We start from the raw sequence: 15,724 nt of genomic DNA, 5'->3' as shown, positions 1-15,724 counted from the left end.
TTTATTTTCATATAAAAAACCACCCGAAGGTGGTTTTAAAATTTTATGCTTTTGGCAATGACGGTAATGGTGGTGGAACATCTGGACCATCCGTTGGTGTGACATCAATCACTGGATTCTCAGCGATGTACACTTTTGGTGGTTGAGGTTCACGACCTTCCATAATGTCACGGATTTGATCACGATCAATGGTTTCCCATTCAAGCAATGCTTTCACCATGGCATGTGCGATATCTTTGTTATTTTCAAGAATATCGCGTGCAACTTTATATTGTTCATCTAAAATGCGGCGAACTTCACGGTCAACTTCAAGCTGCGTTGCTTCAGAAATCACACGACTTCCTAAACCACCCATGAATGACTGCTGTGAATCATCTTCGTAAACCATGACGCCCATTTTATCGGACATACCGTATTTAGTAACCATTGCTCGTGCCATTTTCGTTGCACGTTCAAAGTCATTTGAAGCACCAGTCGACATTTGGTTAATGAAGACTTCTTCTGCAATACGACCACCAAACAAAATTGAAAGTTCATTCAACATTTTGTCTTTGTAATGGCTGGTTTGGTCATGTTCAGGCAACTGCCAAGTCACACCCAGTGCCCAACCACGCGGCATAATTGTCACTTTATGCACAGGGTCTGTACCCGGCAATATTTCAGCAACAATTGCATGACCTGCTTCATGATAAGCCGTCGCACGACGTTCTTCTTCGCGAATCACCATCGATTTACGTTCAGGACCCATGTAAAGCTTATCTTTTGCATCTTCAAAGTCATGCATATCGACCGTATTCTTGTTACGACGTGCAGCAAACAGTGCCGCTTCGTTTACAAGGTTAGCCAACTGAGCACCCGAGAAGCCCGGTGTACCACGTGCCAAAACTTTCACGTCTACACCAGTCACAGAAGGTAATTTTTTCAAATGTACATTCAGGATTTGTTCACGGCCTTTAATGTCTGGTAGAGATACCATCACTTGACGGTCAAAACGACCTGGACGAAGTAAAGCTTTATCCAATACGTCAGCACGGTTTGTTGCAGCAATGACGATAATACCTTCGTTGCCTTCAAAACCATCCATTTCAACCAACATTTGGTTTAATGTTTGCTCACGCTCATCATTACCACCACCTGTACCTGAACCACGGTGACGACCAACGGCATCGATCTCATCGATGAAAATGATACATGGTGCATGACGCTTCGCTTGTTCAAACATATCACGGACACGAGACGCACCCACACCCACGAACATTTCAACAAAGTCAGAACCCGAAATACTAAAGAACGGTACTTTCGCTTCACCCGCAATCGCTTTAGCAAGTAAAGTTTTACCCGTACCCGGAGGACCAACCATGAGCACGCCTTTCGGAATGCTTGCACCAAGTCGTTTGAACTTAGATGGATCTTTTAGGAAGTCAACGATTTCAACAACTTCTTGTTTAGCTTCATCACAGCCCGCAACATCAGTAAATGTCACTTTGATTTGGTCTTCAGACAGCATTTTTGCTTTTGACTTACCAAAACTCATTGGGCCATTCTTACCACCAGCTCCACCACCCATGTTGCGCATAAAGAACATGAATAACAGAATGATTAAAAGAACAGGGAAACTTGCAATCAGAAGTTGCATCAAAATACTTTGACGCTGTGGCGCTGTACCTTCAACAACAACATTGTTCTTGATCAGGTTCGGCATAAGTTCAGGATCTTGAACCGCAGGACGGATACTTTCAAACTCAGAACCGTTTGATTTTTCGCCACGAATTCTTTCGCCATCAATGGTGACTTGTTTAATCTGACCCGCATTTACGGCTGCCACGAACTCAGAATAGTTCATCGCGGTCGGTTGATTGCGGTCACTGACGTTGCTGAAGATTAAAACCAGCACGCCTAGGATAACCAGCCACAACACGGCATTCTTAAAAAGATCGCTCAAAGCTTTATTCCCATTTCTATCTAATTCGTTCAATCCCATTTATATGGGTGACTCTAATACTTACGCTGCAGAGTAGCTTCGCAATAATTTAAAAACGTACAAAATGCACAATTTTTAACGAGTTGGCAAGTAAACTTTACTTGAAAGCTTTCTTACGTCCCTGCCCGATTAAAAACACTTCTTTAGATCGAGCACGTGAAGCCGCCGGTTTTGCTGTTTTCAGCACATCAAATGTGTCTACAACTTGCTTACGGTATTCATCAAATCCAACACCTTGGAACACTTTAACAACAAATTGTCCATTTGGTCCAAGAACCTTTTGAGCAAAGTCGATTGCTAATTCACAAAGATAGATCTGACGCGGTTGATCTACAGCCTTATTACCTGATGTATTGGGGGCCATATCTGAAATTACAACGTCTACAGTACGTCCATCTAAAATTTTTAACAATTCATCGAACACTTCTTGTTCACGAAAGTCACCTTGCAAGAAGGTCACATCGGGTAAAGCATCCATGGGTAAAATATCAGAAGCAATTACCAAACCTTTGTCGCCAACAAGTTTTCCGGCAATTTGCGACCAACTACCTGGTGCAGCACCTAAGTCGACAACGGTCATGCCTGGCTTGATCAATTTGTATTTTTCTTGAATTTCAAGCAATTTATAAGCGGCACGCGCACGATATCCTTCCTTTTGTGCTTTTTTCACAAAGGGGTCATCAAGATGCTCGCGCATCCAGTCACGACTACTTTTGGATAATTTCTGGTTAGTAATGCGGGTAGCCATAACTCTCTAAATAAAAAAAACTTCTCAGTCTTGATTGTACGTGAAATTCAGCACTTTTGCAGTAGACATGTGTATCTAAAAAGCATCTTAAATCATGTTTTTTTCAATAATCTTCATCGAGAAAATGCCGATTAAATACAGCGCTTCAACTTTGATTTTGCTATACTAGGTCGTTTTTAAAATTAGGTTATATTTATGGCGGCTTTATCTATTCAAGAACGTAAACGCTTACGTCAAATTGGTCACACCCTAAACCCAGTTGTAATGGTTGCGGACAAAGGCTTATCAGAAAGCGTTGTTGAAGAATTAAACCGTGCGTTAAACGACCATGAGTTAATTAAAGTGAAAGTTGTGGCAGAAGACCGTGAAGCTCGTGCTGCAATGATTACTGAAATTGCGACTGTTTCAGGTTCTGAAGTTGTTCAAACGATTGGTAAGATTGCTTTGATTTACCGCAAAGCGGCAAAACAAAATGCAAAACTGTCTAACCTTGTTCGCTACGCACACCTGTCTAACTAAGCATTTATGGCAAGTTTCGAACTCAGCGCTTTTGATCGTCGCTTTCAGGCTGTATCAGTCGTTGGTGCTATCGAACAACAAAGCCCATATACTTTAAATGTGGGTTATTGGATTCGAGACCCAAACCAACTGATTCAATGGCCTGAATTGGTATCATCTCACCCACGAATCGATTTTTTGTGGGAACAGACCTGCTTAGAAGTTTTTATTGGTGTACGCAACGAAGACTTTTATCGTGAAATCAACCTCTCCCCTTCACAAGCTTGGCAGGTTTACCAGTTTGAAGAATATCGCTATCCAGAAGATATGCCGCCACAAGCTGCTTACGATATCGAACTGAATCAGTTGAAACGGACGCACTATGGCTTAAATGTCAGTCTTGATCTAACAGAATTTATGCTGAAGTACAAACTTAAATGGGAAGATCTCTATATTGGTCTAACTGCAGTACTGAAAACCCCTCAAGGTGAACAGTACTATGCCATGCAGCATAGTAGTCCAAATGCTGACTTTCACAACAAACGTGATTGGCTACATCAGTTCTAAATTTTTAATGTTTTGATCTTCGATAAAAAGCAAAAGTACGATCTTTTGTTTTTTTATTGCCTGTCTATTTTTAAATAACTGCTTTGGACTTAAATGTACCATTCACAATAAGGGAGCCATTAATGACTCCCTTATGCATAGTGCTAACTTGATGTTTAATTCGCTCTCACCCAATCCAGCTCCTTGGAATGACTAGATTTAACTTAAGCGTTTTAAAATTCATGTCATTCACAATTAACTTTTAAGATCTGTGGTTTGATCCGTAACATCAGCTTTCAGTGGTGAAACTTTTTTCCACGCTTCTAAAGTATGTTCCTTAGAACGCTTAAATGTTTCTGTTAGATGATCTTTGTGTTTTCCTGAAATTTGGGTCACATCTTCTTTCAGCTCTTTTCCAAGTTTTGAAAGATCATCAATAACCGCATTAAACTCAGTTTTCACAAATTCTTTGAGTTCACTAAAATCTTTTTGCGATGAACCAAATTGAACTTTTAGCTGATCAAGTTTATTCAACACATCTTGCTTCAACTGACGCAATTGATCTTGCACACTGGCATTCAACTGCTTTGCCTCTGCTCCGATCTTTTCTTTGCTTTCAGTGACCGCTTCTGTGGCTTGGACACTCGCTTCTTTTGCAACTTGTTCAAGCTTTTCAGCACCTTCGATAACGACTTCTTTCAGGGAGGATTTAGCCGCTGTTTGTTTTTGTTGTGTTGCCATGACTTTGTACCTATAGTTTTTGCTGACCGAACCACAATAGCGCTTATTGATAAATTTTAATTTATGATTTGTCTGACAATAATTAATTGCTTACATTTTTCTACGATTTTGCAAAACCAAACTTTATTCTAAAATGCAAGCGCTTTATCTGCTTTATTCCTAATATTTACAATGGACTTTCAGTGGCTTTCTGCGTATAATGCCGTGTTAAGTTCAAGCGAGCAGATGTAAGGAGGGTAGGTTTTTAAGCAGCCTTCCTTTTTTTTCGTCTTCTCGCTTTTTTACAGCCTAAATTTCAGGAGCTTTGGTTTGAGCACCCCAGCAATTTTAGCCCTTGCCGATGGTACTATTTTTAAAGGTACTTCAATTGGCGCATCGGGTAGTACGACTGGTGAAGTCGTTTTCAACACTGCCATGACTGGCTATCAAGAAATTTTGACTGACCCAAGTTATGCACAACAACTTGTGACCCTAACTTACCCACATATCGGTAACACAGGTTGTAATGATGAAGACGCTGAGTCAGGTCGAATTCATAAAGTATGGGCCAACGGATTGATCATTCGTGACCTACCTTTATTGCATAGCAACTTCCGTGCTGAGCAATCACTAAGTGATTACCTTAAACAACACAATGTTGTTGCTATCGCAGATATTGATACTCGTAAATTAACGCGTATTCTGCGATCAAAAGGTGCGCAAAACGGTTGTATCCTTGCTGGTGAAAACGCGACTGAAGAAGAAGCGTTAGCTAAAGCACGTGCTTTTGGTGGTCTTAATGGTTTAGACCTTGCAAAAGAATGCTGTGATCCGACCGGTTTCGAGTGGACTGAAGGCTCTTGGGCGCTTGGTAAAGGTTTCGCTCAACCAGAACTTAAATTCCATGTTGTAGCATACGACTACGGTGTCAAAACCAACATCTTACGTATGCTCGCAGACCGCGGTTGTAAATTGACTGTCGTGCCTGCGCAAACTCCTGCTGCTGATGTACTTGCGCTGAATCCAGATGGCGTGTTCTTATCGAACGGCCCCGGCGATCCAGCAGCATGTGATTATGCAATTGAAGCTGTAAAAACAATTGTAGAAGACGCACGTAATGTACCTGTATTCGGTATTTGCTTAGGTCACCAAATTCTTGCACTTGCATCAGGTGCAAAAACTGTGAAAATGCCTCACGGTCACCACGGTGCTAACCATCCTGTACAAAACTTAGAAAATGGTACAGTGATGATTACTTCTCAAAACCACGGCTTCGCAGTGGATGCAGAAACTTTGCCTGCAAACTTGAAAGCTACGCACAAATCACTGTTCGACCAAACCCTGCAAGGGATTCATCGTACAGACAAACCTGCGTTCAGTTTCCAAGGTCACCCAGAAGCAAGCCCTGGTCCACATGACTGCGCACCATTGTTCGATCATTTCATCGAACTTATCGAAGCATCTAAGAAGTAATTAAGGAAGCATCATGGCTAAACGTACAGACATTAAAAGCATCTTAATTATTGGTGCTGGTCCGATTGTGATTGGTCAGGCGTGTGAGTTTGACTATTCAGGCGCGCAAGCGTGTAAAGCGCTTCGTGAAGAAGGTTACCGAGTTATTCTTGTTAACTCTAACCCTGCAACGATTATGACTGACCCTGCAATGGCAGATGCAACGTATATCGAACCGATTACGTGGCAAACTGTTGCAGCGATCATTGAGAAAGAACGCCCAGATGCAGTTCTTCCAACAATGGGTGGTCAAACTGCATTGAACTGTGCCCTCGCCCTTGATGAGCACGGCATTTTAGAAAAATACAATGTTGAATTGATTGGCGCGACGAAAGAAGCAATTGAAAAAGCCGAAGACCGTAAACTCTTCGACCAAGCAATGCGTAAAATTGGTCTTGAATGTCCAAAAGCTGACATCGCTGAATCAATGGAAGAAGCGTTAGAAATTCAAGCACGCTTCGGTTTCCCTGTGATTATCCGTCCATCATTTACGATGGGTGGTTCAGGCGGTGGTATCGCATACAACAAAGAAGAATTTATCGAGATCTGTGAACGCGGTTTCGACCTTTCTCCTACTCACCAACTTTTAATTGATGAATCATTGATTGGTTGGAAAGAGTACGAAATGGAAGTTGTTCGTGACAAAAACGACAACTGTATCATTGTATGTACCATTGAAAACTTTGACCCAATGGGCGTGCACACAGGTGACTCAATCACTGTTGCCCCTGCACAAACATTAACAGACAAAGAATTCCAACTTTTACGTAATGCCTCTTTAGCAGTACTTCGTGAAATTGGTGTAGAAACGGGTGGTTCGAACGTTCAGTTCGGTATTAACCCGAAAGATGGCCGTATGGTTGTGATCGAGATGAACCCTCGTGTTTCTCGTTCATCTGCTTTGGCATCTAAAGCAACCGGTTTCCCAATTGCAAAAATTGCAGCGAAATTGGCAGTCGGTTATACCCTTGATGAATTGAAAAATGACATCACTGGCGGTACAACTCCTGCATCATTCGAACCTGCGATTGACTATGTTGTGACTAAGATTCCTCGTTTCAACTTCGAGAAATTCCCACAAGCTGATGCAACTTTAACTACACAGATGAAATCTGTGGGTGAAGTCATGGCAATTGGCCGTAACTTCCAAGAGTCAGTACAAAAAGCGCTTCGTGGTCTTGAAGTGGGTGCTGCTGGCTTTGATGAAAAAATCGAAGTGGGTACTGAAGGTGCGAAAGAGAAAATCCTTCAAGAACTTAAAGTGCCTGGTCCTGAGCGTATTTGGTACGTTGGCGATGCATTCCGTCATGGTTTCACGTTAGATGAAGTGTTCGCTGCGACGAATATTGACCGTTGGTTCTTGATCCAAATCGAAGACATCATCAAAACTGAAGAGAAAATCAAATCTTTAGGTTTTGGTGACTTAAACGCTGACAACATCCGTTCGTTCAAACGCAAAGGTTTATCTGACCTTCGCATTGCGGACTTGATGGGCATTTCACAAAAACAATTCCGTAAACACCGCTGGAACTTGGGCGTAACTCCAGTTTACAAACGTGTAGATACATGTGCGGCTGAATTCGAATCTGATACAGCTTACATGTACTCAACTTACGATGAAGAATGTGAAGCAAACCCATCGAACCGTGACAAAATCATGGTCATCGGTGGTGGTCCTAACCGTATTGGTCAAGGTATCGAGTTCGATTACTGCTGTGTACACGCTGCCCTTGCAATGCGTGATGACGGCTATGAAACCATCATGGTGAACTGTAACCCTGAAACGGTTTCTACAGATTACGACACATCAGATCGTTTGTACTTCGAACCAATTACTTTGGAAGATGTACTTGAAATCGTGCGTATCGAGAAGCCTAAAGGCATTATCGTTCAGTACGGCGGTCAAACTCCGCTTAAATTGGCTCGTGCTTTAGAAGAAGCTGGTGCGCCAATTATTGGTACATCACCTGACGCGATTGACCGTGCAGAAGACCGTGAACGTTTCCAACAAATGATTCAACGTCTACAACTTCGTCAACCAAACAACAGCATCGTAAAATCTGCTGAAGAAGGTATGGCTGAAGCAGCAAAAGTTGGCTACCCACTTGTGGTACGTCCATCTTATGTACTTGGTGGCCGTGCGATGGAAATCGTGTACAACGACGAAGAATTGAAACGTTACTTACGTGATGCGGTTCAAGCATCTAACGAAGCGCCAGTACTTCTTGACCACTTCCTTGACGATGCGATTGAAGTTGACGTGGACTGCGTATCTGACGGTAAAGACGTTGTGATCGGCGGTATCATGCAGCATATCGAACAAGCTGGTATTCACTCAGGTGACTCAGCATGTTCTATTCCTCCTTACTCTTTATCTCAAGAAGTACAGGACGAAATGCGTCGTCAAACCATCGCTATGGCAAAAGAGCTTGGCGTAATTGGTTTAATGAACGTACAGTTTGCGGTTAAAGGTACTGACGTATACATTCTAGAAGTGAACCCACGTGCATCACGTACTGTTCCGTTCGTTTCTAAGTGTATCGGTGAATCTTTAGCGAAAGTTGCTGCGCGTTGTATGGCAGGTCAATCTCTAGAATCTCAAGGATTCACTACAGAGATTATTCCTGAACACTTCTCTGTAAAAGAAGCTGTGTTCCCATTCAACAAATTCCCTGGTGTTGACCCAATTCTTGGCCCTGAAATGAAATCTACAGGCGAAGTGATGGGTGTAGGTAAAACATTTGGTGAAGCGTTCTATAAAGCTGTGTTAGGCTCTAATGACCGTTTACCAGGCCTACCAACGGAAGGCGAAGTTAAACATGCATTCTTATCTGTTCGTCATTCTGACAAGCCTCGTGCTGTTGGTATTGCGAAACAGTTGACAGATCTTGGCTTTAAAGTGATCGCTACTGGCGGTACTTATGATGTGATTAAAGATGCTGGTATTGAATGTGAACGTGTGAACAAAGTGACTGAAGGCCGTCCTAATATCGTTGACCGCTTGAAAAATGGCGAAGTTCACCTCATTATCAATACAACTGAAGGCAAACAGGCTCAAGAAGATTCATTCTCGATCCGCCGCTCTGCATTACAAGGTAAAGTGTATTACACAACTACCCTTAACGGTGCTGATGCAGTATGCCAAGCTTTAGCAATCAAATTGCCAATGGATGTATACCGCTTACAAGACCTTACTAAAGGTTAATTAAGTTACCGAGAAGTCCCGCCACCTCTCGGTGGCGGGCTTTTTTTCATTTCTAGGTCAGTAAAAATTTTACTGATTTTTTCTTTTTACAAACATGAGGGACAACAATGCAACGTTATCCTATGACTCCCGAAGGCAAAATTGCCCTAGAGAAAGAATTACAGCAACTTAAAAGTGTTGATCGTCCACGTATTACTGCAGCAATTGCTGAAGCGCGTGAACATGGGGATTTGAAAGAAAACGCAGAATACCACGCTGCTCGCGAGCAACAAGGTTTCTGTGAAGGCCGTATCCAAGATATCGAAGGTAAACTGGGTGCTTGCCAAGTGATTGATGTTAAATCACTTGAGCAAAATGGCCGTGTAGTTTTCGGTGTGACAGTGACCATTGAAAACTTAGATACTGAAGAACAAAAGACTTATAAAATCGTTGGTGATGACGAAGCAGATTTTAAAATCAATAAAATCTCTGTGAATTCACCAATTGCGCGTGGTCTTTTGGGTAAAAACGAAGGCGACGATGTAAAAATCAACACACCACAAGGTGAAGTTGAGTATGAAATTTCTAAAGTTGAATATCTTTAATTCATTAAGATAAGCAATTTTAAGCCCCTCTTTTGAGGGGTTTTTTATTGTTCTATGTTTTTCGCTTAGGTAATGCATGCTATCGAGTGACCAAAATGTACGTTCAGCAACAATAGTCGACTGAATACGTCATTGTTCAAATGGCTTATTTCATTAAAGTGTTATCTAAAACAAAAAGAGTCATAACACACGATGAAATTTGGACATGCAAGCCGAACGGCACAAGCTGCCGCTGCCATTCGCGCAAATCATTATTTATATGCGAACCAACCTGTTTTTTCCGACCCTTATGCCTTTCATTTCACCAGTCCAATTTGGCGTCGACTGCTTTCAAGTCGTGCATGTATAAAAGCGTTAAATAGTAAAATTCCTAACCAAACATTTGGATTACTCACCGCACAGGTGGTGGCACGTTCACGCTATGCCGAAGATCAATTAGAAAAGGCAGTACAACAAGGAATTAAACAATATGTGCTGATTGGTGCAGGTTTAGATTCTTTTGTCCTCCGATTAGAGCAGAAATACTCAGATATTAAAATTTTTGAGGTTGATCACCCAGATACTCAAACATTAAAAATACGAAGTTTACAGAAACTCGGACATATTCCAGACCATGTTGAGTTTGTTTCTATTGATTTTGAAAAAGAAAATTTAGCGCATGCCTTAAAACGGAGTTCTTATGATACAAAGCAACCAACTTTCTTTTCTTGGCTTGGAACGACGCATTATTTAAAACCAGAAATAACTATGAGCACCTTGCAAACCATTGCCGAATTTGCAGCCTCAGGTAGCGAATTGGTTTTAGACTATTCCATTCCCTATCAAGATTTAACTGGTATAGAGCGTGTCGGATCATTTGCTGTTTCCAAATTTACCTATTTTTTAAGTGAACCCATTATTGGGACATTTCACAGTAATGAGTTACACCGTGCCGTGACAAATCTGGGTTATGTAGTCTTAGAAGATTTATCTGCACATGACATTACACAGCGTTATTTTGCGAATCGTAAAGATGGAATACGACATACTCAAGCCACGCATTTGCTGCATTTAAAACAAGCTTAAGCATTTATCTATAGTCGACATTTATAATGAGTCAGCTAAAATAGTCATGCGAATCATTATTGCTATTAAACCTTATGTCTGAAAAATTGATTAATTCACCTGTAAATCATTGGTGTGAGTTTGAGTTCATCTCTAAAACAGTGAAGAACCCTAATATTCACATCAAAGGTAATTATTCATATTATTCTGCATATTGGGATCAGGGTTTTGAGCGCTGTGTGGTGCGTTATCTGCATGATAAACCTGCAACAGCTGAGAAGCCGATAGACCAGCTACATATCGGTAATTTTGTCTGTTTTGGCGCAGAATGCGTGATTATGATGGGCGGTAACCAACTCCACCGCACAGACTGGATTTCAGCCTTTCCATTTGATACACGGAGTTTTGTCCCTGCGGGTGACACAATCATTGGTGATGGCTGCTGGATCGGCTCACGTGCGATGATTATGCAAGGTGTGACTCTTGGTGAAGGTGCTGTGGTGGCTACAGGCGCGGTGGTAACCAAAGATGTACCGCCTTATGCTGTTGTAGGCGGAGTCCCTGCTAAAATTATTAAATATCGCTTTTCTGAAGAAAATATCAAAAAACTGCTTTCCCTTAAGCTCTATGACTTAGATGAAAAGCAGTTTTTAAAGATGCGGGAAAAATTGCAAACGGATGACGCTAAAAATCTCATAACCTATTTAAATGGATAATCCACTCGAAATGTAAAATTCCCATTCTTTTTTTGAAGTCCACTGAATCTTCATCTTCATATGAACTCATTGGCTGCATACTTATCTTCTGTAAATAATAGTCACTGTCAGGATTTTTTTGGTATTCATCAAAATATCGCATAAATATGCTAGCTATATGTACACTTCGAAAGTCATTTAATACCTGCCCATATAACTGATGTGTATTAATTACTCTCCCCCTAGACTCCATGTCATCTTTAAACGCTAATAGCTGCTGTGTTAATGCTAAATCTGCATCAATAATTTCCTTAAACCATTGCACAATGTATTCGTATACATCTACCGTTGATTTTCTATCTTTTAAGTTTTTACCTAAAAACAAATAAATTACTAATATTTGATTTTTAAGAGAATCATTTAAAGCTAATAAGTTAAAACTATGAATTATTTTAATTAATGATCGCGTTGTAGTTTTACAATGCAAAGCCATAAATGAAAATAAGTAGTCAATTTTGTTAAACTGTCCGACTCTTATGCTAATGCCTAGTTCCTGCAATTTATCCTGTATAAAACTCAATCTATTTTCAATTTTTGTAGGATTTAGCTTAATAAAAAAATCAATGAATTTATCTAAATACTCTTCCCCAATTTTTTCATCATAACCGTAATTATGACAAACCACCCTTGAAAACTGTGTTTTATCCATAACTAGAACAAAAACAATTTTAGGAATATCAAAGAAATGTTTAACCCTCTCAATTAATCGTATCGCAAAATCAGGGCGACAACGATCCAACTCATCAATAATAAAAACTAAGGGATTTTCTAAACTTGCAGCTAACTCAGTTAATGTACTTTTAAAAGCCTGCAAAGATTGTTTTTCCTCTTCATAACTATCAATTTTATTTTGAATAGCTTCTGTGACTTTTTCACCAATGTTATTAGCCACATCATCAATAGCATCATCTATTTTATCTTTGATTGATTCACTATCCACTTTTATAAAAGGAATAACGCCACCAGTTAATGCACAACTGATCATTGATGCAATCAGTGTAGGAGCTATTGTTAAAAGACCTTGTTGCATAACCGCAGTAGCTTTCTTAAATTTATGTACCAAACGCTTATCAGCAGTTTTATCTAGTTTCGCTGCAATTTCAGAGGCTATAACAAGAAATGGATCTTCCAAATAATCATTAGCAAATGCATCTAGGTAAATGACGTTATGCTCAGTATCCATTAAATGCTTTGCCCAATGTCGGACAAACCACGTTTTGCCCTCACCCCATCGTGCATCCACAGCAAGGACAGCTCCACAATTTAAGCGATCAACATAACTTGTAAGCTGTTCCCCTAAACGGCGGCGATCCCAAAGATCACCCTCCCATGCAGTTTCAATATTCTCAAAATTATCTTTAGCCCAGTTTAATTGGTTATTCATCATTTCTATTTATATTCATCAAGTTAACTATGCATTGAGTATAGCAGTAGCGCTATAAATTAACATTTAACACATGAGCGTCTCGCAACTTGTCATAGCCTTTTCCTTAAATACAGACTATAAAGAACTCACAAAATAAAAAAAAACACTTTTCAGGATGAATGATGACGAGAACCACTCAATTCTCAGGCATATTTATACTTGCCCTACTGGCAGCAGTCGTCGCAACTTTTTGCGATGCGATTCATGTCTATACCCAGACGCTTAGTTATCCCAACCCATTTATTTTTCCATCAAGCTTGGTGGGTATTCCCTGGCTTTTTTATTGCCTTTGCTTTCATGGCATTAAGCTATATTCAACTTACACAACTACTTAAACACTATGTAATGACTCAGCTCAGTTGCCATCACGACGGTACAGCTCCATTGATTGAGGCTTTGGTGCTCTTTGCGATTGTCTACATACTCAGTGGTTTTGGTAACTTCCACCCAAAAGCATTGTGTTGGATTTTCTATATTAGCTTTTTTATTCGCTGGTTATTTAGCTATGAGCGTACATGGCTACTGATATTAGCTATTATGCTTGCCATTGGTGGGATGTTCTTTGAAGGACTATTGGCTGAGTTTGCTTTAGTTAAATATCGCTATTCAGAAGTTTTTAATGTGCCGTATTGGCTCGGTGGCGTATATATGCATGGCGCATTTGCCTTACGTGCAGGTATGCGTCGTTTTGTTTATCGTTAATTTTTTAAATTTGGAAAATTGAGACATAAAAAAAGACCACTCAATCGGAGTGGTCTTTTTTTGAATATGGTGGCTATGACGAGACTTGAACTTGTGACCCCCGCATTATGAGTGCGGTGCTCTAACCAACTGAGCTACATAGCCTTAAACTGTGCGCGCATTATGGAGGGATATTTAAATATCGTCAAGCCCATAATGCGCGTATTTGATCAAAATTTGTTGAAGTGAACCGATAAGCCGGGTTCTGTCGAGGACGATCATTCCTCTAGGCGTACAATCACTCATACGCTCAAGCGACCTACCCGGATCCAGCATGGGCCATGCCTAAAGGATCCCTATTTGGTCTTGCTTCCGGTGGGGTTTACCATGCCATGAACTGTTACCAGTCATGCGGTGCGCTCTTACCGCACCCTTTCACCCTTACCTCCGATTTCGATTGCTCAAAACCATAATGAAGGCGGTCTGCTCTCTGCTGCACTTTCCGTCGGCTCACACCGCCCAGGCGTTACCTGGCACCTTGCCCTATGAAGCCCGGACTTTCCTCCCCTGCTTTAGTCACGGAGACCTATACACAGCAGCGATCGTCTGGTTCACTTCGGGGCGCATTCTAACAAATCTGACAACTAATTGCTTGATGTTTTTTGAGCAGTTAGTTTTTCGTACTTTTGTTGAAGCTGTTCCTGAGTTTCAGGATGTGCCGGATCCAATGGGATACAATCTACCGGACAGAACAACTGACACTGCGGTTTATCGTGATGCCCAACGCATTCCGTACACAAATCAGGGTTAATCTCATAAATGAGTTCCCCCATGAAAATCGCCTCATTGGGGCATACAGGTTCACAGACATCGCAGTTGATGCATTCATCAGTGATATATAAAGACACTCTACCAACCTTGCTGTTGTTTACGCTTAAAGGCTTCCACAACAGCTTGTGGTACAAACTGAGTGACATCACCATTTAAACGTGCAATTTCACGCACGAGCGTAGATGAAATAAACGAATATTGCTCTGATGGGGTTAAGAACACGGCTTCAAATTTACTGTCCAAACGGCGATTCATATTTGCCAATTGAAATTCATATTCAAAATCTGAAACTGCACGTAAACCACGTAACACGGCTGTTGCTTTTTGCTCGTTAAAGAAGTTGACCAACAGCCCATCAAAACCTACAAACTCAACATTTGACAAATGACTTAAAGACTCTTGCGCTAGTGCAACACGTTCTTCCAGACTAAACACAGGGTTTTTGTGATGTCCAATTGCAATTGCCACGACAACTTCGTCAAACATGCGTGATGCACGTGTCACTAAGTCGATATGACCATTAGTAATTGGATCGAATGTGCCCGGATAAATTACACGAGTTTTAGACATCCAGTTGTACTCTGTTATTTTGTAGATGGGTATTTTAACAAAATCTTGATTTATAGGTGAAGTCAGCTTGTAAATTTAAAAACTTCATCTTATTCAAAGTTCGGGTACAATAGTGCTAAGTTTGGAAGTTTTTGATTATGACGAAAGCAGTAGTTAAAAAAAATAGTAGCAGTACGATTGCCCTAAATAAGCGTGCGCGTCACGATTATTTCATTGAAGAAAAATTTGAAGCGGGCCTTTCATTACAAGGCTGGGAAGTCAAATCAATGCGTGCGGGTCGAATGACTATCGTAGAGAGCTATATTACGTTTAAAAATGGTGAAGCATTTTTATTCGGCGCTCAAGTGCAACCTTTACTGAGTGCTTCGACACATGTGGTGCCTGAAGCAACACGTACTCGTAAATTATTGCTGAACCGCCGTGAAATTGAAAAACTACAAGGTGCAATTAACCAAAAAGGTTATTCATGTGTGCCTTTGGCATGTTACTGGAAAGGTCCTCATGCCAAACTTGAAATTGCCCTAGTAAAAGGTAAACAGCTTCACGACAAGCGTGCAACGGAAAAAGACCGTGATTGGCAGCGCGATAAAGCCCGTATTTTTCATAAATAAGGTCAATAAAAA

15 protein-coding genes, 1 tRNA gene and 1 other RNA gene are annotated in these 15,724 nt (G+C 40.8%); 9 read left to right on the top strand and 8 right to left on the bottom strand.

What is annotated here, in order from left to right; all coding sequences use genetic code 11:
* Window positions 1-43: 43 nt before the first annotated feature.
* The gene (ftsH, locus tag AVJ20_RS01505) at window positions 44-1,942 is read right to left on the bottom strand and encodes an ATP-dependent zinc metalloprotease FtsH (protein WP_078191443.1); all 1,899 of its coding nucleotides are present in this window, start codon (window positions 1,940-1,942) and stop codon (window positions 44-46) included.
* 136 nt (window positions 1,943-2,078) lie between these two features.
* Window positions 2,079-2,729: a 23S rRNA (uridine(2552)-2'-O)-methyltransferase RlmE gene (gene rlmE, locus AVJ20_RS01500; RefSeq protein ID WP_078192159.1), complete on the bottom strand. Its 651-nt coding sequence runs from the start codon at window positions 2,727-2,729 to the stop codon at window positions 2,079-2,081.
* A 195-nt stretch (window positions 2,730-2,924) separates the two neighbouring features.
* Here rlmE and AVJ20_RS01495 point away from each other — a divergent pair, with 195 nt between their 5' ends.
* Window positions 2,925-3,248 (top strand): YhbY family RNA-binding protein, encoded by a 324-nt coding sequence (locus AVJ20_RS01495; RefSeq protein ID WP_078191340.1) that lies wholly within the window; start codon window positions 2,925-2,927, stop codon window positions 3,246-3,248.
* A gap of 6 nt (window positions 3,249-3,254) precedes the next feature.
* Window positions 3,255-3,794: a DOMON-like domain-containing protein gene (locus AVJ20_RS01490; protein ID WP_111883891.1), complete on the top strand. Its 540-nt coding sequence runs from the start codon at window positions 3,255-3,257 to the stop codon at window positions 3,792-3,794.
* A gap of 234 nt (window positions 3,795-4,028) precedes the next feature.
* Here the strand turns inward: AVJ20_RS01490 and AVJ20_RS01485 are convergent, their stop codons facing one another.
* Window positions 4,029-4,514, bottom strand: a complete 486-nt coding sequence (locus tag AVJ20_RS01485) for a hypothetical protein (RefSeq protein WP_111883890.1) — start codon at window positions 4,512-4,514, stop codon at window positions 4,029-4,031.
* 309 nt (window positions 4,515-4,823) lie between these two features.
* On the opposite strand from AVJ20_RS01485, the gene carA reads away from it, so the two are divergent.
* The 5 genes from carA (at window position 4,824) to AVJ20_RS01460 (ending at window position 11,554) form a co-directional block, all read left to right on the top strand.
* Window positions 4,824-5,966 carry a glutamine-hydrolyzing carbamoyl-phosphate synthase small subunit gene (gene carA / locus AVJ20_RS01480; RefSeq protein WP_078192162.1) on the top strand — a complete coding sequence of 381 codons (1,143 nt, stop codon included), beginning with the start codon at window positions 4,824-4,826 and terminating at the stop codon, window positions 5,964-5,966.
* Window positions 5,967-5,979: 13 nt separating this feature from the next.
* Window positions 5,980-9,210 (top strand): carbamoyl-phosphate synthase large subunit, encoded by a 3,231-nt coding sequence (gene carB / locus AVJ20_RS01475; RefSeq protein WP_111883889.1) that lies wholly within the window; start codon window positions 5,980-5,982, stop codon window positions 9,208-9,210.
* Window positions 9,211-9,317: 107 nt separating this feature from the next.
* Window positions 9,318-9,794 (top strand): transcription elongation factor GreA, encoded by a 477-nt coding sequence (gene greA / locus AVJ20_RS01470; protein WP_078192164.1) that lies wholly within the window; start codon window positions 9,318-9,320, stop codon window positions 9,792-9,794.
* Between the two features lie 192 nt (window positions 9,795-9,986).
* A complete protein-coding gene (locus tag AVJ20_RS01465) occupies window positions 9,987-10,859 on the top strand; it encodes a class I SAM-dependent methyltransferase (RefSeq protein WP_111883888.1) in 873 nt (290 codons plus the stop codon).
* A 74-nt stretch (window positions 10,860-10,933) separates the two neighbouring features.
* The gene (locus AVJ20_RS01460; protein ID WP_111883887.1) at window positions 10,934-11,554 is read left to right on the top strand and encodes a CatB-related O-acetyltransferase; all 621 of its coding nucleotides are present in this window, start codon (window positions 10,934-10,936) and stop codon (window positions 11,552-11,554) included.
* Here AVJ20_RS01460 and AVJ20_RS01455 read toward each other — a convergent pair.
* The gene (locus AVJ20_RS01455; RefSeq protein WP_111883886.1) at window positions 11,532-12,980 is read right to left on the bottom strand and encodes a KAP family P-loop NTPase fold protein; all 1,449 of its coding nucleotides are present in this window, start codon (window positions 12,978-12,980) and stop codon (window positions 11,532-11,534) included. The genes AVJ20_RS01460 and AVJ20_RS01455 overlap by 23 nt on opposite strands.
* Before the next feature lie 243 nt (window positions 12,981-13,223).
* On the opposite strand from AVJ20_RS01455, the gene AVJ20_RS01450 reads away from it, so the two are divergent.
* Window positions 13,224-13,721 carry a hypothetical protein gene (locus AVJ20_RS01450; RefSeq protein ID WP_228157139.1) on the top strand — a complete coding sequence of 166 codons (498 nt, stop codon included), beginning with the start codon at window positions 13,224-13,226 and terminating at the stop codon, window positions 13,719-13,721.
* Between the two features lie 67 nt (window positions 13,722-13,788).
* On the opposite strand, the gene AVJ20_RS01445 is transcribed toward AVJ20_RS01450, so the two are convergent.
* The 4 genes from AVJ20_RS01445 to coaD all read right to left on the bottom strand — a co-directional run bounded on the left by AVJ20_RS01445 (window position 13,789) and on the right by coaD (window position 15,101).
* Window positions 13,789-13,865 (bottom strand) — tRNA-Met (locus AVJ20_RS01445).
* A gap of 73 nt (window positions 13,866-13,938) precedes the next feature.
* Window positions 13,939-14,318, bottom strand: an RNA gene (gene rnpB, locus AVJ20_RS01440) — RNase P RNA component class A.
* 26 nt (window positions 14,319-14,344) lie between these two features.
* Window positions 14,345-14,608, bottom strand: a complete 264-nt coding sequence (locus AVJ20_RS01435; protein ID WP_078191349.1) for a YfhL family 4Fe-4S dicluster ferredoxin — start codon at window positions 14,606-14,608, stop codon at window positions 14,345-14,347.
* Window position 14,609: 1 nt separating this feature from the next.
* Window positions 14,610-15,101: a pantetheine-phosphate adenylyltransferase gene (gene coaD, locus AVJ20_RS01430; RefSeq protein ID WP_078191350.1), complete on the bottom strand. Its 492-nt coding sequence runs from the start codon at window positions 15,099-15,101 to the stop codon at window positions 14,610-14,612.
* A 137-nt stretch (window positions 15,102-15,238) separates the two neighbouring features.
* Between coaD and smpB the strand changes: the two genes are divergently transcribed.
* The gene (smpB, locus tag AVJ20_RS01425; protein ID WP_078191351.1) at window positions 15,239-15,712 is read left to right on the top strand and encodes an SsrA-binding protein SmpB; all 474 of its coding nucleotides are present in this window, start codon (window positions 15,239-15,241) and stop codon (window positions 15,710-15,712) included.
* Window positions 15,713-15,724 lie beyond the last annotated feature (12 nt).

Origin of the sequence: Acinetobacter sp. CFCC 11171 (assembly GCF_003268405.1) — a bacterium.
GTDB lineage: Bacteria > Pseudomonadota > Gammaproteobacteria > Pseudomonadales > Moraxellaceae > Acinetobacter > Acinetobacter amyesii.
Note: the sequence above shows the minus strand (reverse complement) of the source record. Positions and strands in the feature narration are given on the sequence as shown.